This window comes from Nocardia pseudovaccinii NBRC 100343, from assembly GCF_001613225.1.
GTDB classification, from domain to species: domain Bacteria; phylum Actinomycetota; class Actinomycetes; order Mycobacteriales; family Mycobacteriaceae; genus Nocardia; species Nocardia pseudovaccinii.
This window is the reverse complement of record NZ_BDBY01000096.1, coordinates 14,599-38,331: the sequence shown is the minus strand read 5'-3', so window position 1 is coordinate 38,331 and position 23,733 is coordinate 14,599. Positions and strand designations below refer to the sequence as shown.

Genomic DNA, 23,733 nt, shown 5'->3' with positions numbered 1-23,733 from the left:
GAATCCGGGATCGGTTGCCCTTACCGCACTGCGCGCGCAGACAGCGCCGCGGCAACCAATACCGTGACACCCTCCGCAATGGCGGTGCCGCCCAACGCATGTGCGGCCGAGAGCACCGTACTGCCCGCGAGGCCGAGGAATACCGACCCGAAGCAGGCGATCCCGACCACGATGCCGAGCTGCACACTGGTCACCAGAATGCCGCTGGCATCGGCCGCGAGGGCCATCGGAATCCTGGCCAGGGTGCGGGTCATCAGCGGGCTGAAGGCCAGGCCGAAACCGATGCCCTGGATCCCGAAGACGACCAGCGGCAGCGGACCGAAGTCGGCGCCGTCGCGCAGCATCATGCCCAGCGCCACCATGGTGGCCGCGCCGACCATCAGACCGAACGGAATCATGATGGCGTGCAGGCGATGTGGAATGCGCTCCCAGTTCAAACTGGCCAGCGCGAAGGTCACGCCCATCGGGATGAACAGCAGACCCGCGTGTAGTGCGGTATAGCCGAGGGTGCTCTGCAGGTGGATCGCCATGACGAACATCCAGCCACCGAAGGTCGCCATGATCGTGAACAGCGTGCCCGCGGTGAGCGCAAGCCCCGGCGACTTCAGCACCCGCTGCGCGAACAGCGGTTCACCGTCGCGTGCCGCGACCGCCCGCTCGATGGCCACGAACATTCCGACACCGATCACGCTGGCACCCAACATGATCCATGTCCACACCGGCCAGTCCTGCTCATGCCCCAGCACCAGCGGCAACACGAGCAGCAGCACCGAGACGGTGAGCATGGTCAGACCGGCGAGATCGAGTTTCCGATCGAATCGCGCGGTGGCAGTGGGCAATACCCGCGGCGCAATCAGCAGAAGCGCCGCACCGATCGGCACATTCACCAGGAATACGCCGCGCCAGCTACTCCCGAAAAGGTCGGCATTGACGATCAAACCGCCCGCCACCTGACCGACGACCATACCGCCGGAAATGATCGCCGAGTACGCGCTGAGCGCCTTGGCCCTGGCGTTGCCGGTGAAATTCCGCTGGATCATGGTCATGATCTGCGGAATCATCGCCGCGGCCCCCGCGCCCTGCAGGAACCGGAATACGATGAGCGAGAACTCATTCCATGCCAGCCCGCAGGCCAGCGAGGCAACGGTGAACACCGCGAGCCCGGTGATGAAGGTATGGCGCTGAGTGAACCGATCACCCAATCGTGCACCGGTCACGAGCAGCACGGCATAGGCGATCACATACCCCGCGACGATCAACTGCAGCGCGGATCCACTGGTATGCAACGAAGTACGAATAGAAGGAATGGCGACATTCACGATCGAGGCATCGAGTACCGCCATGAACTGCCCGGTGAGCAACACCGCGAGCACCGCGATGGTACGCCGCGCACCGAACGCGACGGGTTGAATTGCCGATCCCGCAACGGCCGACGTGGCCGCAGCGTTGCCCGGCTGCAAGGTCTGAGTCATCTCATGAGCTTGCAACCGATCCGACACCAGTAACAGGAGTCCGATAACACTGGTACTGGCAACACCTGGATAGCGACCGGCGGCCGCTGAGAGGCCGTCGAAGCGCGGCGAGATATACACCGACGATATCGCTTTCGATCTCGAGCTCTGGTGTGCCGGGATATGTTCGTTCGGGCACAGAGAGGGGGACCATGACTGCAGGTGGTTCGAGCGCTGTCGCTCGATTCGGCTCGGCGCATGTGCGGATCCGCACGACCACGGGTCAGGTCGTCGGCGCGGGGTACCTGGTGGGCCCGAACATCGTCGCGACGTGCGCGCACGTGGTCGCGTACGCGACCGGCGCCGATCCGAATGACCTGCGGCCGCCGGACTCGGTTGTGGCGGTCGACTTTCCGTTGCTGTCATCGGCCGGGCCGCAGCGCGCGCGGGTGCGCCGGTGGTCACCGATCGCCGAGGACGGCCGGGGAGATATCGCGATCCTGGAGCTGGACGACGCCATCAGCGATTCGGTTGCGCCGCCGCCGTTTTGGCGTGCCAATGACCCGTGGGGGCGCGAGTTCCGGATGTTCGGCTTTCCGGCGGAGTTGCCCGATGGCGTCTGGGCGTCGGGTGAGTTCCGGGAACGGCAGGGCACCGGCTGGCTGCAGTTGCAGCGGGTCGGCGGTCAGCCGATCACGCGGGGGTTCAGCGGTGCGCCGGTGTGGGACAGCGGAACAGACGCGGTAGTGGGGATGGCGGCGGTTGCCGACCCGCGTGGGTACACCGGGACGGCGTTCATGATCCCGATTGCCGACGTGCTCGGTATCGACCCCTCATTCGTCCCCAATCCCTACCGTGGGCTGGAGCCGTTCGACGAGGAACACGCGGACTACTTCTACGGTCGAGACGACGACATCGAGCGGGTGTCGGCAGCACTGCGGCAGCGACCGCTCGTCGCGGTGGCCGGACCGTCGGGCACCGGCAAATCGTCGCTCATCCGAGCCGGGGTGATTCCCCGGCTCCGGGCGCAGGGGAGGCAGATCGCGACCTTCCGGCTCGCTGGCGAGGTGTCGCCGGGCGAGGCGGCCACGCCGGTCGTCCGAGCGGTGGCGCCACGATTCGATTTTCCGGACGACGGCGCGCTCTCGACACTGCTGGCGGAACAGGCGGCGCGGGAGTCGGGTACCGACGACGACTCGGTGGCGCGACTGCTCGAGCGCGTGCCGCCGGAGGGCTTGGTGCTCTTCGCGGATCAATTCGAGGATCTGGCCGCGACCGCCCCGGAGCGGGCACGTGCGGTACTGCAATGGCTGATGGAGCTCACCCGCGCCGATACCGAGGGGCACATCAGAATTCTGCTCACGTTGCGGTGGGATGCGCTGAACAACCTGATCGACGCGGAACTCGCCAGCTTTCTCGACGGGGCGACGGTGGCGCTGGCGCCGATGGGCCGTGACCAGCTCCGCGACGCCATCCAGCGGCCCGCGACCCGTGCGCCTGGCGTCGATCTGCAGCCCGCGCTGGTCGAGCGTCTAATCGACGACACGGTGGGCGAGCCGGGTGCGCTGCCACTGCTCGAGTCGACTCTGACGCAACTGTGGGATCGGCGCGGCAGCGCGTCTCTGACCATCGATGATTACGAAAAAGTCGGCCGCGCAACGGGTTTCTTCACCGACCGCGCTGAGCAGGTGCTGGCCCAGTTCACCGATCCGGTCGAGGAATTCGACGTGCGGCGCCTACTGAAGCTGCTCGCCGCACCCGCGTCCAGCGGAGCGGGTTTCGTCCGGTCCGTGGTGTCGATGGGTGATTTCCCCGAACTGCGCAGTGTCGCTGGACGATTGGCGCGTGACCGGCTGGTCGTCGTCGGCCGGGACGCGCAGGGAACCGACATCGTAGAACTGGCGCACCAGGCCCTCATCGACAACTGGTCGCGGCTGCGCGGCTGGCTGCAGGACGACCGCGACTTCCGTGCCTGGCAACAGCGATTGGAGCAGGACCGCCAGAAGTGGGAGCTGTCAGCGCACGACAACGGCGCGCTGTTGCACGGCAAGACGCTGGAGGATGCGCTCGAATGGGTCGACAAGCGCAAACCTGAAATCCCTGCAGCGCACCGGCTGTACATCGCCGCGTCCCGCCGCCTCCGCCGACGCGAGGTGCGGCGATTGTGGACCGTCACCGCGGTGGTCGCCGTACTCGCCCTGGTCGCCTCCAGCGCCGCAGTCGTCGCCTATCGGACCAGCCAGGCCCGGACGGCCCAATTGCGGGAGCAAGCGGGAATCAACCTCGCTCAGCAATCCGAAGTGCTCGGTAACACCGATCCGTCCAGGGCTCTCCAATTCGCGCAAGCCGCAGGAAGATTCGCTCCGGACAATGCGGACGTTCGAGCGGGTCAGCTGCTCGAGCAGGTTCGGCTCGGCTCATTGGAGGCCGCGTACAACGACCTTTGGTCCAATGTGACGACAGCGGACTTCAGCGCCGATACGTCGGTCTTGGCAACTGCCGAATCGAACGGCAATGTCACGGTCTGGACGGGATTTCTCACCGGACCGCCGTCGCCGTGGCGGGTGGCCACGGGGCCGAGTGTCATCGGCGTGCGCCTGAGCCCTGATGGCGGCAAACTGGCGGTCCTGGACAATCGTGGCGGCATCGCGCTGTGGGACGTGCCGACTCGATCCGGTCCCGTCTCTGTTCGGCCCGCCGGTGCGGATGTTGTGGGAAGTAAGGCGCTCGTCGCAAGGTTCTCCGAGGATGGCAGACAGTTGTTCATTTCTGTCGATCCGAAGCGAGACTATGGCACCTATTTCGGCGATCCCGATGTGGTCGAAAGATATGACCTGTCCGGACAGCCTCGACGGCTTCAGGACATTCCTGCCGATGGCATGGCGACACGGACGGTCGCACGGGTCGACTCCGGGAATCAAACCGTGTGGCTTTCGGAGACGGACGTCGATTTCAAGGAACACCATGTCATTTACGACCTGAGAAGCGGTCGGCCAGTTGGTGAATGGCGAGGGCGCGACGTCACACCCGACGGCCTGACCACAGAATGCGCCGATGACGCGAAGACCCTGATCATCCGCGGCGCTGACGGCGCGCAGCTTCGCGGGGTGCGGCTCGGCACCTGTCAATCGCTCCAGCTCGACAGGACAGGACAATTCGCGATCGAATATTCCGGCGAAAGCAGGGATGCGTTCGGGATCGCAAAGCTTGTTCACCTTGCGACTGGACTCGTGTATCAGGTCCAGGTTCGACGCAGCTCCAACGAGGCCGCCCCCGCGGTACACCTCACCTCGGCCGGTCCGCAGTTGATCTATGCGACGGGTGGCGGCATCGAGCGATACCGGGCGGCAGCAGAGTTCAACCCTGATTGGCCTGAGATCGCGCCCGACTATGTCACGTCCCTGTGGAGTCCCGACGGCCGTTATGCCGCGAGCGATCGCGGTGAGACGTTCGAGGTCATCGACCTGAATTCGGTGCGGCTTCTCTACAGCCTGCCCGGTTTCACCCTTCGGGTCTGGCCACACGCGATGCTGGCTTTCACTCCCGACGGGCGCCATGCCCTGATGTTCACCGGCTCTTCGAAAGCCGCCGTTGTGCTCATGCCTGCCTTCGACGAGATAGCTCGCTTACAACTCCCGACGCCCCCGGGTTTGGATCCGGCAGATCTATCCTTCATAACCTTCGCCATTCGCGACGACGACGAAGTGGCCGCATTGTTCGCGGGAGCCATCACGCGCTGGCGCATCGGCGACGGTCGACAGATCGGCGGTCAGGTCCCGCTCAGCGAGAACCTCGAGGATTTGCGGACTTCCGCGAAAGCGTCGACCCTCGTCGGTTACGCGTCGCCAGACTCTGTTGTTGTCAACGTCGCCACCGCGTCGCTGCAGGTGTGGAATCTCGAGAGCGGCGCGCTGGTTCGCTCGTTCGTTCCGCAGGGTAGACGTGTGGTGAGTGTCCATATGAATCCTGGGCAGGCCGATGCGCTGGTCCAGGACGACTCGGGTTCGTTGTTCCGCTGGAACACCGCCACTGGCGAGGCCGCGAAGTTGGACATACCGCCGGTACCGCCCGACTCCGTTGTCGCTGGATGGTCAGCGGATGGTCTTGTCGTGCTCGGCAAAAAATCCGAAGTCGAAGCGTGGGACACGCGCACAGGGACCAGCACGAAGTTCACCGTGCCCGGGTCCACCATGGTTTGGAAGCTGATCGGAACGACGCTGATCGGTCTGTCCGACCAGGGTCCGATCCGGATCAACCTCGACCGCAACAATATTCAGGAACGGCTGTGCGCGATCAGCAATCGCGATTACACCGATGCCGAACGCGACAAGCTTCCGCGCGGCGTCGACAGCAAGCCGCCGTGTGGCTGATGCGCGAGCGTTGAATTCGCTTGTGTATCAAGCTGCTTCGATGTTCGCCCGGAGCCGTTTGAGCGCCGCGTGCACGTAGGCCTTCACGGTCCCGTCTCCCACGCCCATGATCGCGGCTGTTTCGGCATAGGTGTTTCCCTCGAAGGCGCGCACGACTACTGCTTGGCGCTCGCGGGCGGGCACGGCGTTCAACGCGGCGATCAGTGTGTGCCGCAACGCGATCACATCGTCGAAGGCGAGTCCGGCACTGTCTGCCAGCTGGGCGATCCGGGTTTCGCCGTCGGGATCGACACGGTCGCGTTCGTTCGCGGCTCGCCGCCACGTGTCGCGGGTCAGATTCTTTGCGGCGGTCCAGATGTAGCGGCGCAATTCCTCGGCGTCGGAGATATCGGGACGCGCGGCGTAGACGCGCATGAACGCGGTCTGGACGATATCTTCCGCGTCGGTGCGGCTCCCGACCTGTTTTGTCACCGAAGCCAACAGCATGTCCTTGGTCGATTCGTATGCCTCGATGAGCAGTTCATCGAACGGCCGCGCCGAATCAGCGCCGCCCCGCCCGATCCGAATCACCGACGTCTGGGGAGCGCTCGCGAGCAATGACAGCGGTTCTCGCGCACAGTCCTGCAGCACCGCGCCCAGTAGCGCGATGAGCGCAACGTCACGAACCCAGCCGCCATCGTCTGTGGTGCTCATCTGAACCGCCTTCCGTGTCCTACTCGACTACAACAGAAATGTGCACGAAAAGGTTGGGTTCGAAATCGGCACAACCCTTTGCGCCCTCCCGGGGTTGAGGGGGGTATGAAACTTGATTCGGCAACACCTCAACAGCTTTCCGGCAATCCGCCCCGGGGCTTCACTGCTCTCACAGCAGGTGTATCGGCCTGCCTCGGTGCCGCATCACATCTGTTCGGAGTCATTCTCGCGGTCTTGATCATCGGATCGACTCCAGCCGATGCCGACCTCGACGGCGAGTGGCCAACTTGGTTCAAGCCGACGATCGCCCTCATCGGTCTCTTCGGGCTTGCTGTCGGAGTCCTGCTGGCCGTGGGCGCGGTCCAGCTGTTCCGCAGAAGGCCTCAGGGCCGGTCGCTTGTGCTGGCAGCGTGCATCACCAACATTTCGGTCGGCTGGATCATGCTCGCGTATATGGCAATTGCCGGTTTCGGAGATGACAGCACGGTCCGAGTGAAAGTCGGTCCTTCGATACTGGCCACGCTTGTCGTCCAGACACCAGCGATTATCACGCTCATCCTCGTCGCGGTTCCAGCGACCAAGCTTTGGCTCGATTATCGGCCCGCGCAGCCTCGAGCATAGGGCGAACGATGCTTCCATCGGCCGTGGCTCGACGACACCGACGCCGCACATGGTTGCGACGCCCTGGTGCGCGAATTGCACGTCGCGCTCGACGAAATGAGCTCGTCGAGGAGGCGCGAGCTCAGGGCAAGTCGAAGCCCATGGCCTCGGCCGCGGCCGAAGGGGTTGGTTGGGGCCAGCGGTCGTTCAGGTTCTGGGCGGAGGTCAGGGAGCGGGTGATGGCGCGATCGATGTAGAGGGTGCCGTCGAGGTGGTCGGTTTCGTGCTGGACGATGCGGGCGGGCCAGCCGGAGACTTCCTCGTCCAACTCGCGGCCGCGTTCGTCCTGGCCGCGTAGGCGCACGCGGGCGTGGCGCGCGACGACGGCCTGCCAGCCCGGAACGCTCAGGCAGCCCTCGAAGAATGCCGCGTGGGCGTCGCCGATGGGTTCGTAGGTCGGGTTGACCAGAACTCGGAACGGTAGCGGGACTCGCTCGCGAACCGCGCGCACCTCGTCGGTCACTTCGGCCGGATCCTCCAGCACGGCCAGCCGCAGCGGTATCCCGACCTGTGGGGCAGCCAGTCCGACACCGGGCGCGGCACGCATCGTCTCCCGCATAGCCCACACCAAGCGGTCCAATTGAGCCTGCGTCAGCTGTCCGTCGTAGCGCGCCGCGGGCGTGCGCAGCACCGGATCGCCCGCGCTGACAATGGAGAGTGGACCACCGAGCAGCGTCTCGACGAGATCGGGAAGCGGGATCGTCATGGTTTCAGCATCGCAAAGCGCCGCGCGGCGCAATGATATGGCCAGGCCCGTTGTCGAATATGGGCCGCCCTGGAATATTTAGCCAGGCTAACGTGTTACTGGATACAGGCGTCTTCAATCTGAACAGAACAACCGACGGTCGACATGCGATCGAAGGAGGCTGGCCATGATTATTGATACGCGGATGGAACAGGTCATGAATCGCATCGCCGACCTGTATGCCACCTATCCGGACATTCGCAACGCGCGACCGAAACCGGAGACTTTCGCCGCGATCCGAGAACCCGGAATGCGGCCATCACAGATCGTGGCGACGGTCGCGGCGGCCTATGCCGATCGCCCCGCGCTCGGGCACCGGGTCCTCGAACCCACCGCGGACGAGTCCGGGCGGCGCACGCTGCGACCGCAGCCCGAATTCGCCACCATCACTTACGGCGAATTGTGGGCGCGCGTCGGTGCGATCGCCGCAGCCTGGCATCACAATCCCGACAACCCCATCAAAGCGGGCGACTTCATCGCGACACTCGGCTTCACCAGCGGCGACTACACCACGCTCGATCTGGCCTGTCTGTATCTCGGCGCGGTCGCCGTGCCGCTGCAGGCAGGTGCGGCACCGAAGCAAGTGTCGGCGATCATTGCCGAGACCGAACCACGCATCCTCGCCGCGACCCCCGAAAACCTCACTACCGCAGTGGAATGCGTCCTCGCGGGCCCGACGCCGGAACGTCTCGTGGTCTTCGATTACCACCCCGAGGACGATGATCAGCGCGACGCATTCGAATCCGCCCGCGACCGCCTGGCGAACACTCCGATAGTGGTGGAATCGCTGGAGTCGGTACTCGAACGCGGCCGTACCCTGCCGCCCGCACCGCTGTTCGTACCCGACGACGACGCTCTGGAGCTGCTGATCTACACCTCCGGCAGCACCGGAACCCCCAAGGGCGCGATGTACACCAGCCGGTTGGTAACCGCGATGTGGTTGGCCCAGCCGGAGGTCGGGGGAATCGGCCTGAACTATATGCCGATGAGCCATATGGCCGGACGCATGTCGCTCTACGGCGTGCTGGCCCGCGGCGGCACCGCGTATTTCACGGCCAAGAGCGATATATCGACGCTTTTCGAGGATATCGGCCTCGTCCGGCCGACCGAGATGTTCTTCGTGCCACGCGTGTGCGATATGGTCTTCCAGCGCTATCAGAGCGAAATGGAGCGTCGCGCCGAACCGGGCATCGATCGCGCTGAACTCGACCGTGCGGTGAAAACCGAACTGCGCGAGGACTTCCTGGGCGGCCGATTCCTATCGCCCATCGTCGGCAGTGCGCCACTGGCCGCCGAAATGAAGACATTCATGGAATCGGTCATCGATATGGACCTGCACGATGGCTACGGTTCGACCGAGGCGGGCGGCGCCATCATGGTCGACAATGTGATCCACCGTCCACCTGTGCTCGACTACAAGCTGGTGGACGTGCCGGAGCTGGGATATTTCGGTACCGACCAGCCGCATCCGCGCGGTGAGCTGCTGCTGAAGACCAGCACCATGATTCCCGGGTACTACAAGCGTCCCGAGGTCACCGCGGAAATCTTCGACGCGGACGGGTTCTACCGGACCGGTGACGTCGTGGCCGAACTCGGAGCAGATGAACTCGTCTACCTCGACCGTCGCAATAATGTGCTGAAGCTTTCCCAAGGCGAATTCGTCGCGGTCGCACACCTGGAAGCCGTATATGCCAGCAGCCCGCTGCTCGAGCAGATCTTCGTATACGGCAGCAGTGAGCGCGCCTACCTGCTCGCGGTGATCGTCCCGACCGACGAGACGCTTCGCAGCGCCGATCCAAAAGCGGCACTGAGTGATTCACTGCAGCGCATCGCCAACGAGGCCGATCTCCAGTCGTACGAGATCCCGCGCGATTTCCTCATCGAAACCGAACGTTTCACCACCGAAAACGGTCTGCTCTCCGGTATCGGCAAGTTGTTGCGTCCCAAGCTGATCGAGCGCTACGGCCGGCGGCTGCAGCAGCTGTACACCGAACTGGCCGAAGGGCAGGCGAACGAACTGCTCGCACTGCGTCGCGAAGCCGCCGACCTGCCGGTTCTGGAAACCGTGAGCCGAGCCGCACAGGCATTGCTCGGTTGTGCGACAACCGATCTGCGACCGGACGCGCATTTCACCGATCTCGGCGGCGATTCCCTCTCCGCGCTGTCATTTTCGAATCTACTGCGCGATATCTTCGCCGTCGAGGTACCGGTGGGCGTTATCGTCAGCCCGGCCAACGGATTGCGCGAGTTGGCGGAGTATGTCGAGGCGGCACAGGGGTCCGGCGCGATCCGGCCTACCTTCGCCGCGGTCCATACCCACGGCGGCGTCGCGCGTGCCGATGAATTGACACTGGACAAGTTCATCGACGCGCAAACACTGTCCGCCGCGACGACTCTCCCGCACACGACCGAGACACAGACGGTGCTGCTGACCGGTGCCAACGGCTACCTCGGCCGCTTCCTGTGCCTGGAATGGCTCGAGCGACTCGAGAAGACGGACGGCACGCTCGTCTGCATCATCCGCGGCAAAGACGCCGCGGCAGCGCGGAAACGGCTCGACGATGCCTTCGACAGCGGTGATCCGGACCTGCTGCGGCACTACCGCGAGCTGGCGGCCCGCCGCCTCGAAGTGCTGCCCGGTGATATCGGCGAGCCGAATCTCGGCCTGGACGATGCGACCTGGCATCGGCTGGCCGACACCGTCGATCTGATCGTGCATCCCGCCGCGCTGGTCAACCATGTCCTGCCCTACGACCAGCTGTTCGGCCCCAATGTCGTCGGTACCGCGGAACTCATCCGCCTGGCAATCACCACGCGAATCAAGCCCGTCACGTATTTGTCCACCGTGGCCGTCGCCGACCGGATTCAGCCATCGTCCTTCGAGGAGGACGGCGACATCCGCGAAATCAGCCCCACGCGTGCCATCGACGACAGCTACGCCAACGGCTACGGCAACAGCAAATGGGCGGGAGAGGTCCTGCTGCGGGAAGCGCACGACCTGTGCGGACTTCCGGTCGCCGTCTTCCGATCCGATATGATCCTGGCGCACAGTCGATACGCTGGCCAGCTCAACGTTCCGGATATGTTCACCCGGCTGCTGCTCAGTCTGGTGGCCACTGGCATCGCCCCGTATTCGTTCTACGAGACCGATGACGACGGCAAGCGCCGACGTGCCCACTACGACGGTCTGCCCGTCGATTTCACCGCCGAGGCGATCACCGCCGTCGGCGTCGCGGCGCGCACAGATTTCCACAGCTTCGACGTCCTGAATCCGCATGACGACGGCATCTCCCTCGACGAATTCGTCGACTGGCTCATCGAATCCGGCCACCCGATCCGGCGGATCGACGACTATCAGGAATGGTTGCGCCGATTCGAGACCGCGCTGCGCGGCCTTCCCGAGAAACAGCGCCAGGCCTCGCTGCTACCGCTGCTGCACGCCTACAGCCGACCCGGTCGGCCGGTCCGTGGCGCCGTCATTCCGGCAAAGGGTTTCACCGCTGCCGTGCAAGGCGCGAAAGTCGGTGTCGAGCATGATATTCCGCATCTGACTCGCGCGCTCATCGACAAGTACGTCAGCGATCTGCGGTTGCGTGGACTGCTGTAGTCAGGTGAGCTCGAGAACGGTAATGGTGAGTCGAGTGGCGTAGTCGACCACCGCGTCGCGATTGGCCTCGACATCGCCGTCGAGCCAATCGAGGAACAGTGCGACGAGTGCGCCGGATATCGCACTGACCGGCAGCGGAATCCGGCCCGGTGCGGTAGCGAAGCGCGCGGCCTGCACCGGTGCCAGTTGCGCGGCGACGAGCGTGACGAAGGCGGGGAGTGCGTCGGCGCCGCGTGCCCGCAGGGTGTCATCGGCGAGGGTTTCGCGGAACATGATCCGGCCGCGGCGCGGATCGTCCGCGAAATACTGCGCCGCCGCGTCGAAAGCCGCACGGGTACGGGCGGTTTCGTCGTCGGGTGCGTCGGCCAGCCGCGTGGTGACGGCGTCGATGAGCCCGTGTGCGGTCTGGTCGTAGACCTCGATGAGCAGGGCTTCGCGATCGGCGAAGTTCTCGTAGAAGTAGCGCAGGCTCAGGCCCGCTGCACGGCACACCGCCCGCATGGTGGTCGCCGCCGCGCCCTCGCCGCCGAGCAGCGCGTAGCCGGCGCGCACGAGTTGTTCGCGGCGCTCGGCGGCGCGGCTGGCCATGGTGCTGCCGCGCCAGGTGGTGGCAGACGAAGTCACGGTTGGATCATGTCATGCGCGGTTGGACTCGCTGCGCGGGCGTTGTTCCAGCTTGCGGAGCAGGACCCGCAGCTGTTCGTCGGTGCTGAGGTACCGGTCCATCAGCACGTTGACGGCACCGCGCAGCAGGGCATAGGGCTCCCAGACGCGGGGTGCGATGATGCGCGGGGCGCGATGGGCGATGCCGTCGGCGACGGCCAGTGCGGCCTGGGCGGCGCTGATGCGCTGGTTGAGCGGCCAGGGCAGCATGGCATCGGCCGCGCGGCCGAATTCGTCGTCGTCGAGCGTGTGGTGGGTCATGGCGGTCTCGACGATGCCGAAATAGGCGACTCCGGCGGTGGCCCCGGATGCGGCGAGTTCGACCCGCAACGCGCGGCCGAGCTGTTCGACCCCGGCCTTGCTGATCATGTACGGGGAGCCGCCCATGCCGGGCGCGAACGCCGCGCATGAGGAGACCACGACGACGTGGCCGCCGGAGGCGACGATATCGTCGAGGGCCGGTCGAACAGTGTTGAAGACACCGGTCAGATTGACTCCGATGACCCGATCGAAATCTGCGGGGTCCATCGTGCGCAGGGTGGCGGGTACCGGGGTGATACCGGCATTGGCGACCACGAGATCGATCCGGCCGAAGCGGTCACGTACCGTCGCCGTGGCGGCGACCATGCTGTCGCGGTCGGCGACATCGGCGCGCAGTGGAACCGCGCGTGACCCCAATCGGGCCGCGGCGGTGCGTACCTTGTCCTCGTCGAGATCGAGCATGACGACCCGCGCGCGGCGGCGGTGCAGGATTTGCGCCAGTTCCGCACCGATGCCGCGTCCGGCGCCGGTGATCACCACCACCTTGTCGGCCACATCGAAGGTGTCATTGGTCGGCAGCAGCCGCAGCAGGTTCATCATGCCTCGATCAGGTAGGCGTCGGAATCGAATCGCATGGTGCGCTTGGCGTATTCGAAGCTCCAATTCGGATACAGCCCGGCATTGTGATGGCCGTCGGCGGTCTGATAGTAGCTGCGACAGCCACCGGTCACCCATACCGTGTCGCGGCTGCGCCGCTCCATCTCCTCGACGAAGTCCCGCTGCACCTGCGGTCGTACCTCGATACGGCGAAGTTCGTTGTCGCGCACATGTTTTACCGCGTCCACGATGTAGCGGATCTGGGCCTCGATCATGAAGATCGCCGACTGGTTCCCGGCCGCGCCGAACGGGCCGAGGGTGGTGAAGAAGTTCGGAAATCCGGTGACGGTGGTGCCCAGATAGCTGCGCGGGCGCTCGCGATACAGCTGTGCGAGTGTGCGTCCCCCGGTGTCGTGGATGGCCTCGAATATCCGTGGCGGCACACCGAAACCGGTGCCCCAGATGATCGTGTCGACCTCGTGTTCGGTGCCGTCCACGGTGACGATCGATCGTGGCCGGACCTCGGCGATCCCGGCGGTCTCCACCTCGACATTGGGCTTGGACAGCGCGGGGTAGTAGGCGTCGGAGAAGATCGCGCGTTTGCAGCCGATCATGTAGTCGGGCGTCAGCTTTCGGCGCAGTCGCGGATCGGGAACCTGGCGGCGCAGCTGCAATCGGCCCAGCGCCTCGAACGGATGACGGAACCGCTTGTCCACGAACCCGACCAGCCCGAATCCCTCGATGCCGGTGAAGTACGCGGCGCGGATCGTCTTGCCCAGCAACGGCATCCGACGCAAGAGTGTGCGCTCGACCGTGCTGGTCGCCCAATCCATGCGCGGGACGATCCACGGCGCGGAACGCTGGAAAACCGTGAGCCGTTGCACCATGGGCTGGATCTCCGGAATGAACTGCACCGCGGACGCGCCGGTGCCGATCACCGCAACCCGCTCACCGGTCAGATCGTGGTCGTGATCCCAGTGCAGGGAATGGAACTGAGTGCCGGTGAAGTTCGGGATACCGGGGAGGCGGGGGATCTGTGCCTCGCTGAACGGACCGATCGCCGAAACCAGCACGTCGGCGGTCAATGACCCCTGCCCGGTACGGATGCGCCACTGTCCGGCGGCTTCGTCCCACGCGGCGTCGAGCACCTCTGTGCCGTACCGAATATGTTGCGGCACATCGTATTTGTTCGCCACTCCGCGCAAGTAGTCGAGGATCTCCGGCTGCGTGCCGTAGCGGCGGGACCAATTCGGGTTCGGGGCGAAGGAATACGAATACAGCATCGAAGGCACGTCGCACGCACAGCCGGGGTAGGTGTTGGCGCTCCAGGTGCCACCGAGGTCGGTGCCGCGTTCGAGGATGACGAAGTCGTGGAAACCGGCCTCGCGCAGCTTCACCGCCAATCCGATACCCGCGAACCCGGCACCTATTACAACGATCGGTACATGGTCGGGTCGCGTGGTCGGCTGATCCATCTGCACTCCTCCGAGCGAGTCCCGCACTCATTGGAATCATCCGATTCCAATGGAATCAGATGATTCCTTTATGGTTGGTGTGTGTCAAGGGCTGATCGGTGTTATCCCAGTTCAACGGCCTGAAGCGAGGGTTGCGGCCTGAACTGCCGTGGCTGACCGCGCCTGGCCGGATAGCCTTGTGGGCATGCGCAAGCAGTCACCGAAGCTCTCGCGTCACGTGGACGCGTGGCTGGTGGCGCGCAGTGCGCGGGTGCGGCCGACCCCTGCCGATCGGTTCCTGCGGACATTGAGTGTGAGCGCCGACCACAGTCGCCTGTGGCTGGTCGTGGCGGCGCTGATGTCGATGGGTGGCCGAGTACCGCGACGGGCGGCTGTGCGCGGGCTCCTGTCGGTCGCATTGGCCAGTTCGGTGGCAAACGGCATTGCGAAGCCGCTGTTCCCACGCCGCCGACCGCCGGACGAGTCGGTGCCCTTCGTGCGACGGCTGGTGAAACCGCCGGTGTCCTCCTCATTCCCCTCCGGCCACTCAGCCTCCGCTGCGGCCTTCGCAACCGGCGTCGCCCTCGAATCCCCGGCCGCCGCGGTCGTCGTCGCGCCGATAGCGGCGGCCGTCGGCTATTCACGCGTGCATATCGGCGTGCATTGGCCCTCCGATGTGATCGCGGGCGCGGCACTCGGCAGTGCGATCGCCCTCGGTACCCGGCGTTGGTGGGCGCAGCGCGACGATGAGCCCGCCGAGCTGGGTCCGCGTGAACGAATCACCGCTATGCACAACGGATTCGGGCTGCTGCTCGTCATCAATACGGATTCGGGCAGCGGCGGCTCGGAGCAACTGCAGTTACTACACGAAAACCTGCCAGCCGCTGAAGTTCTGGCGGTGACCGATGACCTCACCGCCCAGCTCGACGAACGCGCCCGCCGCCACGATATCGCCGCCCTCGGCGTATTCGGCGGCGACGGAACAGTTTCGGCCGTCGCGGCCGTCGCGGTCGAGCACCGGCTGCCTCTGGCGGTATTCGCCGGTGGCACCCTCAACCATTTCGCCCGCGACACCGGGGTCGAGCGCCCCGAGCACACCCTGGCCGCACTGGAATCCGGCGACGCGGTCCGCACCGATACCGCCGAGGTGCGATCCGACGGACTCGCGCCGCGAACCTTCGTCAATACCGCAAGCCTGGGCGGCTATCCCGACTTCGTCCGCATCCGCGAACACTGGGAGCCGCGCCTGGGCAAATGGCCCGCCGCGGGAATAGCCATGGTACGTGTGCTGTTTCGGGCCCAGCCGCTACCGACGACCATCGACGGCACCCGCACCGCCATCTGGATGCTGTTCGTCGGCAACGGCCACTACCGCCCCGCCCACCAGATCCCCATGTCGCGTCCCGCACTGCGTCACGGCACCCTGGATATCCGATATCTGCGCGCGGACCTGCCGTTTTCCCGAACCCGCCTGATCTGGGCCACCCTCACCGGCACTCTCGACCGCTCCGCGACCTACGTCAACCGCCGCGCCGACCGGCTGACCGTGCACGTCGACGGTGGCCCGGTCGCGCTGGCCACCGACGGCGAGGTCGAGCACCGCGGCAACGACTTCTCCTTCACCAGCCGCCCCGCGACGTTGACGCTGTTCCGCCGGACGGAGCCGAGTTGATTCGGCGCGTCAGTCCGCGACCACCCGGATCGTCCGCATCGAACTGTCGGCGGCATCCGGCACCACCATTCCGGCACGAACCCCCGTGACCAGGTAATCGAGAACCGCCTCGTTCAGCCGCTCCCCGGGAACCGCGACCGGTATGCCGGGCGGATACGGCGTGAGCTGCTCGGCGACAATCCGCCCGGCACCGGCCTTCATCTCGACCGTATCGACGGCGCCGAAGAACGCGTCGCGGGGGAGCATCGTGGTTTCGAGTTCGAGGTCTTGCGGATCGGGAAGTCGAATCGCTTCCGGCGCGGGGATTTCCGGGGCCGCCGCGCTCAGCGACAGCAGCGCATCGAGCAGCCGCCTGGTGGTCGACTCGTCATCGGCCATCGACAGTGTCGCCATGATCCGGCGGTGATCGCTCAGTCCGACATCGATGCGCGCGTTCTCCCGAAGCCAGTCGGCGCACTGATAGCCGGACAGCCCGAGCTCGTCGACATCGATGAGGACCTGCATCCGGTCCAGGTCGTGCGAGGCCTCGGCGCCGAGCAACTCGTCCTCCAGTACGTGCAATCCCGGAATGTCCTCGATATCGGCGCGTAGTTGTCCGGCCAATTTCAGTGCGGCGCCGAGCAATTCGCTACCGTGCTCGACCATCTGACGTCGCCACCCGTCCAATGCGGCGTACACCATGACATTCGGGCTGGTGGTCATCAACAGATCGGCGCATGCCGATAGACGTTCGCGTTCGACCAGGTCGCCCTGCAGATGGAAGACCGAACCCTGCTCGAATCCGCTGCCCATCTTGTGCACACTGACCACACAGACATCCGCGCCCGCATCCATTGCCCACGTAGGCAATTCGTCGTGGAACGGCAGATGCGCGCCCCACGCCTCATCCACGATGAGCGGCTTGCCGCGCTCATGGCACACCTCGGCGATACCCCGGATATCGGCGCACGTTCCGTACGGACTCGGGCTGACGATCAAGGCCCCCGACGCATCCGGATAGCGCTCCCAGGTCTCGCGGATCTGCTCGGGCGACGGCGGATGGGACAGGTGCCGCGCCGCATCCCATCGCGGGGATATCCAGCGCGGCTGTACACCGGAGAAGATCAAACCGGCGACGATCGACTTGTGGCTGTCGCGCGCCACCAGCAGCCCCGGTGAACCTCCCGCGACGGCCATCATCGCCGCCTTGACCGACAGCGAGCTACCGCAGGTCGAGAAGAAGGCGTAGTCGGCGCCGACCGCGTCGGCCATCAACTCCTCGGCACGCGCCAGGTAGCCACCGCTTGCCCGGCGGTCGTCGAGTCCGCTGTTGCCGAGAACATCCGAACCGAATGTCTCGGCGCCGAGGATGCGTCGCACGCGTTCGTCCGCGCCGCGGCCCTGTCGGTGGCCGGGCGGGGTGAAACCGTATCGGCCCAGCTCACGGTATTCGACCAGGGCATCGAGTAATGGGGCTCCGGCATGGTCCATAGTGCCGATCTACCCAGGGGCGCAGGTAGCAAACGAACTCGGTGGCGAGTTTGCCCGTGGCGCGCTGGTCGGCCTTCGGAGGAAGATGTGTAGTACTCCGCCGCAGAAATGAGGTGCACGATGGGAAAGCTGGATCAGAATGTGATCGATCTGCTGACCGACCAGCATGAGCAGATCCGGCGCCTGCTCGAGAAGCTGAGATCGGGCCAGGACGATAAGCGGGAACTGTTCACCGAGTTGGTGCGCCTACTCGCGGTACACGAAACCGCCGAGGAGGAGGTCGTGCATGCGGTGGCGCGGCGCGCGGCTTTCGGCGCCGATGACATCATCGGCCCGAGATTGGCCGAGGAAAACGCGGTGAAGCACGCACTGGCCGACCTGTACGACATGGGTGTCGACCATCCGGATTTCGATGCGAAGCTCGCCGCATTCGCCGATAAGGTCTCCGCACATGCCGCACACGAGGAGACCGAGGAATTCCCCTTCCTGCTCAAACAGTTCTCGGTCAACCAACTCGAACGCTGGGCCGGCATGGTGCGCGCCGCCGAGAGACTCGCCCCGACCCGCCCGCACCCTCATGCGGGCGAGACCGGTCTGGCCAACCTCGTGATGAGCCCACCGCTGGCCGTATTCGACCGAGCACGGGACGTCCTTCGCGACATGCGCTCGCACTGAAGCTATTACCGGCACCTGGACACCGCTGGCGGGTCCGGGATGATCGCTGTCCGACAGAGCATCGCGCCAGGCACGAAGATTTCTGATCACCCGGGCCGTCTGCAGGACGTGAGCGGCTGGAAAACAGCCAAAAACGGTGAGCACCGATCAGACCATTCGCCCAGCTCGACGGTTCAGGTGGTGCCCGGCAGGGAGACGGCGCGAGTCCGGTCTGCGGCTTCTGCATCCGCGTAGCAGGTGATGTCTGTATCCGGCATGGTCCCCACGCTGAAGTATGTGTTGATCGCGTCGTTCACGCAGTTGCTCAGTTCGGGCCGGAATGTCATGTGGATACGGACATCCTGCAGCGTCACCATCCGTGACTCGGACATGTCCTGATGCAATCGGACGCCATGGGCATAAGGAGTTCGGGGATCTCCCGTCGCCTGCAAGATGAGCGCGGGCACCGAATTCCGGATGACAGTCGGAGGCTCGACCGGTCGAGGCCAGAAGGCGCACGGCTGCATGTTGTTCGCCAGCGCGCCGAACACCGGCTGCGTGGCGCGGGTCTCTTCGATGTTGCGCCAGTACCAGGTCGGATCAATCGGTGCCCCGACATCGCCGCAGGCGATCTGCGCCAGCACCGAGTTCTCGTTGTCGCGCAGCGCCTCCACGATGGCGCGAAGCCGGGGTGTTCGCGATGTAGTGGGCGGACCGCCCGCAGCGTCGGCGATCTCCCGCACGGTGGCGGCCATCGCTTCGTTCAGCCGGAAGTTCATCAGCAATCCGTGTAGGACGAACGGAAGCCAGTGATCGTCGATGGCAAACCCATCGATGACAATGGGTTGGCGTGCGGCGATTCGAACGAGCTCCTCGATCTTCGCTCGCACCTGCTGCGGAGTCGCACCGAGCCGGAACTCGCCATCCCGACCGGAAACCCAGCCCGCCCAGTCGTCCAGCGCGATCTCATCTGCTGGACCCCAATCCTGAACCAAGCCCTCCCAATACCGGTCCGGGTCGATCGAGCTATCGAGCACGACGCGGTCACTCCTCTCGGGGAACATCTGCGTGAACACGGCACCGAGGTAGGTGCCATAGGACACGCCGTAGAAGTTGACCTTCTCCTCACCCAGGGCGCCTCGCACAATGTCTATGTCACGCGCGGTGTTGCGAGTGGTGAACTGCCTCAGCTTGTTCGGATCACGAATCAGGCAGGTCGCGGCCATCCCCGCGGACTGAACGGTGTCGTGCACGAAACCCAGCGGATCCAGACCCGCCGACCGAATCATCTCGCCTACCGGCCACCCACACCGCGGACTCCGACCGGATTCGCCGACCCCGCGCGGATCCATGCCGATCAGGTCGTAACTCGCCAAGACCTCCGGCGAGAGCACATCACCGAGCAGATCCAGACTGTCCAGCCCCTCCGCACCAGGGCCGCCCGGATTGGACAGCAGAATTCCCCGTCGCCGCACCGGATCGCCGGCCTTCACCCGCGAAATCGCCACGGTCATCGTTCGATCGCCGGGATTGTCGTAGTCGAGCGGCACCAGTACATCCGCGCACTCGCCACCAGCCTTGTCGACATTCTCGACGCCGCAAGGTTTCCACTCGAGCCGCTGGTGATAGAACCGGTCCAACCCTATCGGGTGCGCGTCGTCCACCGGGCCCGCCTGGCTGTGCGCCGGGACAGCCATCAGCAGGGACACCGCCGCTACAGACATCGAACGCCAGAACAGGTTCACCGACAACAGACTTCACCTCTCGACATGAGGGATCACGCAGGTTGGTGCGACGTGAACCGTAGCCGATACGGCGGTTCGATTGTGGTAGCCCACACCCACCCAGGAAGAGTGTCAGAAGGATTCAGCCCCGATAACCCTCGCGGTAACCAGCGGCGGCGCGGTGGTCGCCACGTGTTCTGGGATAGCCATTTTCGTCAAGTACCCGCAGGCGAATGCGGATGACGAGCACGAATCCGGGCTACCCCGATCGAGGAGTACCGGCCCCCGTCGACCCGAGACCGCATAGATCGAGTCCCAACGCACTCACCCCGGCAGGATTGTCATCAGCAGTGGGAGCGGAGCTTCATGGAATCGATCAGCGGGAAAAGTGCGCTGTCGAATTTCCCGTCGGTGATCCAGTGGGTGCCGCGATGTGCGAAGGGCAGATTCACCACGAATTTGCCACGATCGCCGGGGTCGGCAGGCTGGTCCGCGACTACGAGATTGGCGAGGTAGAGGTCGTCTCGATCGAACAGTTCGGCATGCATGAGCCAGGCGTCGTCGCCGGTGGTGGAGATGAGGTTTGCGTCGAAGTGGGCGGTGCCGTTGGAACGCACCGTCCAGGTCGCGCTGTACATTCGGCAGTCGCCGCTGCGGAGTTCGTCCCAGGTGAAGGAGAACTCGTCGGCGTGCGCGGTGCCGGTCGGCAAGGTTGCACCGAGCAACCCCAGCGCCGCCACGGTGGCCAGTTTGCGGATCATTCGAATAGACATGGCGGTGCCTCCCGGAAGTCGTTGTGCGCCATGTCCTTACGATGACCACCCGCCGGTTCGAGGCCAACCGCTGCGTATCACCCAGTGATACGCAGCCGTGATGCGGCCCAGCCGATAGCTCGAGGCGCCGCAGGATCTTGCAGGGCTCAGAACCGTTCGAGCGGAGCTGCAGACTTTGATCGATGTGCACGATTCTGATTGATGTAGCGCACGGCCTTCTGACCGACCTGGGCTGGACCGAGGACTGGACCGAAGACCTCGGCGACATCACCACCGCTCGCAGCACCGAGTCCCTGATGTTGTTGGTGCCCTCGATCATTCGCAACCGCGGTATGGAACCCTTCGCGCTGACCATCGCCGCTGGCGACTGAAAAAGCACCCACTGCGATGTGCCGGTCAGTTCGGGCAGCAGTCCCCAGCTTTACGTATCGTTGCTCATTCCGTGCGGGAGCGGTACTCGTGCCTGTCGTTTGGTGCCGATCAGGACTTCCAGCGTGACCGGCTCGATGAGCGGTTCGTTCGGTTCGAGGGTTTGCAGTCTGTCGGTGACTTCTTGTTCGAACGCGGTGCGGCGGTTTCCGAGTAGCCGACGAAGCGGCAGCGAGGTCGAGTAGAGGTAGCCGATAACCTGTTCGATGGTCCAGGGACGATCGAATTCGTAGACCAGACGATCGACTTGCCGGAACGGTGATCGAGCCAGTATCTGCTCATGCGGCTGGTGGTCGGTGGAGGCGTTGAGGCGGCCGGGTAGTGGCGGCGGCATCAACTCCGCTGGTACGAAACGACGTTGGATATCTTCGACGGTTTGTTGCCATGGTGTGATCGGTCGGACCAGGCAACTGTCGTTGGCGAGCACGATGGCGCCGTCGCCGTCGACCATGCTATCGAGAGCGGTGAGGACTTGTTCGCGGTCCATCCAGTGGAACGAGCGGCCCATGGTGACCAGCCGGAATTGCCCGAACTCACCTGGAAGGTCGGTTGAGCTGCCCTGTGCCCAGGTCGCATTGGCGAGTCCAGCGGCCTGTGCTTGCTCGGCGGCCTCGGCGAGCATCTCGGGTTCGGGATCGATGCCGACTGCTTCAGCGACGTGGGGTGCCAGCGGGATGGTGAGTTGGCCGGTGCCGCAGCCCAGATCGAGCAGTCGCCCGGTGCGGTCGAGATGAAACCGCTCGACGAGATCATCGAGGAACGGTTGTGGATAGCTCGGTCGGTAGCGTGCGTAGTGCCATGCGGTTCCGGCGAACAGGCCTGTGCTGAACGGTTCGGGTGAGCTGGTCATGCTGATCCGATCTGGTGATGGCGGTCAACCGAGGTCTGGCTTGTTGCGGCGGCGGCGCAGTTCGTCAGTCGATGCGACGGTGCACCATCCGGTGTTGTGCTTGCCTTCGATCGCGCGCCGCGACAACCCTGCCTTGTCGTCGCGACGGATGGCCGAGTCTCGCCGCCATTCGGACTCGGCGTTGCGGCCGGCTCGTTCACGATGTTCGGCGGCGATTCTGGTCCGTTTCGGGACGGCGGCGGGCGGCCGAGCGGCGGATGCTGCAGCGGTTCACTGCTGCCGTCGATCGGCGTGAGAAGGCCGCTCCTCGCCAAGAAGGCCGGTGTCGCAACGGATCTGCGTGTCGCCCTCGCCGTCGTAGTACTCGGCGACGGTGCGAACGCCGCTTTGGGCCCATGCCATGTTCGGGTAAGTGTCGCCGTGGCGGCGTCTAGGACCTTGACGATGTGATTCAGCGGCACGTCGCCCGGCCGACCAGATCGATGCCATGCTCCTTGGCTGCGTCACAGTGTGCACTGCGTCAACCCCGTAGAGTGTTTCTGAAATCAATTGCCTAACAGTCAGGTTCGGCTACCGGGCAGAGGTCGAGATCCACCGTTGTCATCGCGACACACTCTCTCGGAAGAAGCCTGGGCTATGCGGGCTCGGGTTGCGTCCGCGCATGATGTCGACGGCGAATTGCGCGTATTCGACGGCGATTTGTTGTCGAGAGATGGGGCCGACAGGGCGGAACCACTGCGGCAGGGAGGTGCACATGGTGGCGACAGCGCGGGCGGCTTCGCGTGGGTAGCGGGTGGTGAACTCGCCTGCCCGGATGCCAGCGGCAACTTCGTCGTCGATCATTCGCTGAATGTCTACGCGCTGAGCAGCGACTCGGGAGCGGTTGGGTTCGTCGAAGCTGCGCATTTCGCTGGCGCCGATGAACGCGAGGTCACCACGGTACGCGTGGAACAGCGCGAGGGCTTCGACCATCTTGGCGAATCGTTCTACGGCGGTGACACCGTCGTCGCGGGCCGCTGGGATTCGCCAAAGCAGTTCGGACATTCCGAGGTCGAATATGGCGACGAGGAGGTCTTGTTTACTCGGGTAGTAGTGGTAGACGCCGGCGACGCTCATGCCGGCGGTGGCCGCGATGCTCCTCATCGTCGCGCCGTGGTAACCGGTTTGCATGAATGCCGCGATCGCCGCGTCGAGAACAGGATCGAGTACCAGGGGTTCAAAAGTGCGCCATGTTTGCCCATCACCGGCCGACCGGGCGGGGGATGAGCCGGTAGCGTCGGCGGCTGATGGTAGCCGGGTGGCGAGAATGTCGACGGTGGAGACGCCGAGTTCGGCAGCGATCCGGTCGAGCCGGTCTACGGTCAGTGGTGTCTTGCCGTTCTCGACGGCACTGAGGGTCCCGGCGCTGACGCCGATGAGGCGCGCCAGTTCGCGCAGCGAGACTCCAGCCGCCGTTCGAGCCCGGCGCACCAGATGACCCGCACCGGTGTCGCCCGAACCTGTACGTGCGCTCTCATGTTCAGGCATGCTGAACACCATACATCACCTTTTCTATCGGATTGCAGAAGTACCAGCTGGTGTCTTGACATCCTTTCGAAGTGCAGTGACGATAGTCACCATCTGAACAGCTACCTATCGAACGTACGGTTAATGTTCACAT

Annotated in this window: 17 protein-coding genes; 6 read left to right on the top strand and 11 right to left on the bottom strand. The window is 64.8% G+C overall.

All coding sequences use genetic code 11. The features are described from left to right. Positions 1 to 20 precede the first annotated feature (20 nt). A complete protein-coding gene (locus NP3_RS10485; RefSeq protein ID WP_169814476.1) occupies positions 21 to 1,472 on the bottom strand; it encodes an MFS transporter in 1,452 nt (483 codons plus the stop codon). 191 nt (positions 1,473 to 1,663) lie between these two features. On the opposite strand from NP3_RS10485, the gene NP3_RS10480 reads away from it, so the two are divergent. Then, entirely contained in the window at positions 1,664 to 5,821 is a 4,158-nt protein-coding gene (locus tag NP3_RS10480) for an nSTAND1 domain-containing NTPase (RefSeq protein WP_063040139.1), read from the top strand. A 27-nt stretch (positions 5,822 to 5,848) separates the two neighbouring features. Here NP3_RS10480 and NP3_RS10475 read toward each other — a convergent pair whose 3' ends face one another. Continuing rightward, a complete protein-coding gene (locus NP3_RS10475; RefSeq protein ID WP_063040137.1) occupies positions 5,849 to 6,514 on the bottom strand; it encodes an RNA polymerase sigma factor in 666 nt (221 codons plus the stop codon). A gap of 105 nt (positions 6,515 to 6,619) precedes the next feature. Between NP3_RS10475 and NP3_RS10470 the strand changes: the two genes are divergently transcribed. Beyond that, entirely contained in the window at positions 6,620 to 7,135 is a 516-nt protein-coding gene (locus NP3_RS10470) for a hypothetical protein (RefSeq protein ID WP_063040135.1), read from the top strand. Between the two features lie 121 nt (positions 7,136 to 7,256). Here the strand turns inward: NP3_RS10470 and def are convergent, their stop codons facing one another. Next, positions 7,257 to 7,880: a peptide deformylase gene (gene def / locus NP3_RS10465; protein ID WP_063040248.1), complete on the bottom strand. Its 624-nt coding sequence runs from the start codon at positions 7,878 to 7,880 to the stop codon at positions 7,257 to 7,259. A 166-nt stretch (positions 7,881 to 8,046) separates the two neighbouring features. On the opposite strand from def, the gene car reads away from it, so the two are divergent. Further along, the gene (car, locus tag NP3_RS10460; protein WP_063040133.1) at positions 8,047 to 11,526 is read left to right on the top strand and encodes a carboxylic acid reductase; all 3,480 of its coding nucleotides are present in this window, start codon (positions 8,047 to 8,049) and stop codon (positions 11,524 to 11,526) included. On the opposite strand, the gene NP3_RS10455 is transcribed toward car, so the two are convergent. The 3 genes from NP3_RS10455 to NP3_RS10445 are packed head-to-tail and all read right to left on the bottom strand — an operon-like array spanning position 11,527 to position 14,522. Further along, the gene (locus NP3_RS10455) at positions 11,527 to 12,150 is read right to left on the bottom strand and encodes a TetR/AcrR family transcriptional regulator (RefSeq protein ID WP_157124244.1); all 624 of its coding nucleotides are present in this window, start codon (positions 12,148 to 12,150) and stop codon (positions 11,527 to 11,529) included. 12 nt (positions 12,151 to 12,162) lie between these two features. Continuing rightward, positions 12,163 to 13,050 (bottom strand): SDR family oxidoreductase, encoded by an 888-nt coding sequence (locus tag NP3_RS10450; protein ID WP_063040129.1) that lies wholly within the window; start codon positions 13,048 to 13,050, stop codon positions 12,163 to 12,165. Then, positions 13,047 to 14,522, bottom strand: a complete 1,476-nt coding sequence (locus tag NP3_RS10445; protein WP_063040246.1) for a flavin-containing monooxygenase — start codon at positions 14,520 to 14,522, stop codon at positions 13,047 to 13,049. Before NP3_RS10445 ends, NP3_RS10450 begins: the two co-directional genes overlap by 4 nt. A 184-nt stretch (positions 14,523 to 14,706) precedes the next feature. Between NP3_RS10445 and NP3_RS10440 the strand changes: the two genes are divergently transcribed. Continuing rightward, positions 14,707 to 16,173 (top strand): bifunctional phosphatase PAP2/diacylglycerol kinase family protein, encoded by a 1,467-nt coding sequence (locus NP3_RS10440; RefSeq protein WP_063040127.1) that lies wholly within the window; start codon positions 14,707 to 14,709, stop codon positions 16,171 to 16,173. Positions 16,174 to 16,182: 9 nt separating this feature from the next. Here the strand turns inward: NP3_RS10440 and NP3_RS10435 are convergent, their stop codons facing one another. Continuing rightward, positions 16,183 to 17,643 carry an aminotransferase class I/II-fold pyridoxal phosphate-dependent enzyme gene (locus NP3_RS10435; RefSeq protein WP_063040125.1) on the bottom strand — a complete coding sequence of 487 codons (1,461 nt, stop codon included), beginning with the start codon at positions 17,641 to 17,643 and terminating at the stop codon, positions 16,183 to 16,185. 120 nt (positions 17,644 to 17,763) lie between these two features. Between NP3_RS10435 and NP3_RS10430 the strand changes: the two genes are divergently transcribed. Next, positions 17,764 to 18,318 (top strand): hemerythrin domain-containing protein, encoded by a 555-nt coding sequence (locus tag NP3_RS10430; protein ID WP_063040124.1) that lies wholly within the window; start codon positions 17,764 to 17,766, stop codon positions 18,316 to 18,318. A gap of 173 nt (positions 18,319 to 18,491) precedes the next feature. On the opposite strand, the gene NP3_RS10425 is transcribed toward NP3_RS10430, so the two are convergent. Together NP3_RS10425 and NP3_RS10420 are read right to left on the bottom strand one after the other, a co-directional pair. Next, positions 18,492 to 20,042, bottom strand: coding sequence for an alpha/beta hydrolase (locus tag NP3_RS10425; RefSeq protein ID WP_245720886.1), 1,551 nt, complete (start codon positions 20,040 to 20,042; stop codon positions 18,492 to 18,494). Between the two features lie 323 nt (positions 20,043 to 20,365). Next, positions 20,366 to 20,794 carry a DUF6294 family protein gene (locus NP3_RS10420; protein ID WP_157124242.1) on the bottom strand — a complete coding sequence of 143 codons (429 nt, stop codon included), beginning with the start codon at positions 20,792 to 20,794 and terminating at the stop codon, positions 20,366 to 20,368. Positions 20,795 to 20,976: 182 nt separating this feature from the next. On the opposite strand from NP3_RS10420, the gene NP3_RS10415 reads away from it, so the two are divergent. Next, complete coding sequence (locus NP3_RS10415) at positions 20,977 to 21,165, top strand: hypothetical protein (protein WP_063040121.1); 189 nt, start codon at positions 20,977 to 20,979, stop codon at positions 21,163 to 21,165. 50 nt (positions 21,166 to 21,215) lie between these two features. Here the strand turns inward: NP3_RS10415 and NP3_RS10410 are convergent, their stop codons facing one another. Together NP3_RS10410 and NP3_RS10400 are read right to left on the bottom strand one after the other, a co-directional pair. Next, positions 21,216 to 22,073, bottom strand: a complete 858-nt coding sequence (locus tag NP3_RS10410) for a class I SAM-dependent methyltransferase (protein ID WP_063040120.1) — start codon at positions 22,071 to 22,073, stop codon at positions 21,216 to 21,218. 600 nt (positions 22,074 to 22,673) lie between these two features. Continuing rightward, a complete protein-coding gene (locus NP3_RS10400) occupies positions 22,674 to 23,600 on the bottom strand; it encodes a TetR-type transcription factor C-terminal domain-containing protein (protein ID WP_063040244.1) in 927 nt (308 codons plus the stop codon). Positions 23,601 to 23,733 lie beyond the last annotated feature (133 nt).

Bases quoted from the DNA above. Each gene is read 5' to 3' on its own strand.
- NP3_RS10400 (WP_063040244.1), bottom strand. From the start codon at position 23,600: ATGCCTGAACATGAGAGCGCACGTACAGGTTCGGGCGACACCGGTGCG.
- NP3_RS10430 (WP_063040124.1), top strand. From the start codon at position 17,764: ATGGGAAAGCTGGATCAGAATGTGATCGATCTGCTGACCGACCAGCAT.
- NP3_RS10445 (WP_063040246.1), bottom strand. From the start codon at position 14,522: ATGGATCAGCCGACCACGCGACCCGACCATGTACCGATCGTTGTAATA.
- NP3_RS10480 (WP_063040139.1), top strand. From the start codon at position 1,664: ATGACTGCAGGTGGTTCGAGCGCTGTCGCTCGATTCGGCTCGGCGCAT.
- NP3_RS10470 (WP_063040135.1), top strand. From the start codon at position 6,620: ATGAAACTTGATTCGGCAACACCTCAACAGCTTTCCGGCAATCCGCCC.
- NP3_RS10450 (WP_063040129.1), bottom strand. From the start codon at position 13,050: ATGATGAACCTGCTGCGGCTGCTGCCGACCAATGACACCTTCGATGTG.
- def (WP_063040248.1), bottom strand. From the start codon at position 7,880: ATGACGATCCCGCTTCCCGATCTCGTCGAGACGCTGCTCGGTGGTCCA.
- NP3_RS10415 (WP_063040121.1), top strand. From the start codon at position 20,977: ATGTGCACGATTCTGATTGATGTAGCGCACGGCCTTCTGACCGACCTG.
- NP3_RS10440 (WP_063040127.1), top strand. From the start codon at position 14,707: ATGCGCAAGCAGTCACCGAAGCTCTCGCGTCACGTGGACGCGTGGCTG.
- NP3_RS10410 (WP_063040120.1), bottom strand. From the start codon at position 22,073: ATGACCAGCTCACCCGAACCGTTCAGCACAGGCCTGTTCGCCGGAACC.
- car (WP_063040133.1), top strand. From the start codon at position 8,047: ATGATTATTGATACGCGGATGGAACAGGTCATGAATCGCATCGCCGAC.
- NP3_RS10420 (WP_157124242.1), bottom strand. From the start codon at position 20,794: ATGTCTATTCGAATGATCCGCAAACTGGCCACCGTGGCGGCGCTGGGG.
- NP3_RS10485 (WP_169814476.1), bottom strand. From the start codon at position 1,472: ATGACTCAGACCTTGCAGCCGGGCAACGCTGCGGCCACGTCGGCCGTT.
- NP3_RS10475 (WP_063040137.1), bottom strand. From the start codon at position 6,514: ATGAGCACCACAGACGATGGCGGCTGGGTTCGTGACGTTGCGCTCATC.
- NP3_RS10435 (WP_063040125.1), bottom strand. From the start codon at position 17,643: ATGGACCATGCCGGAGCCCCATTACTCGATGCCCTGGTCGAATACCGT.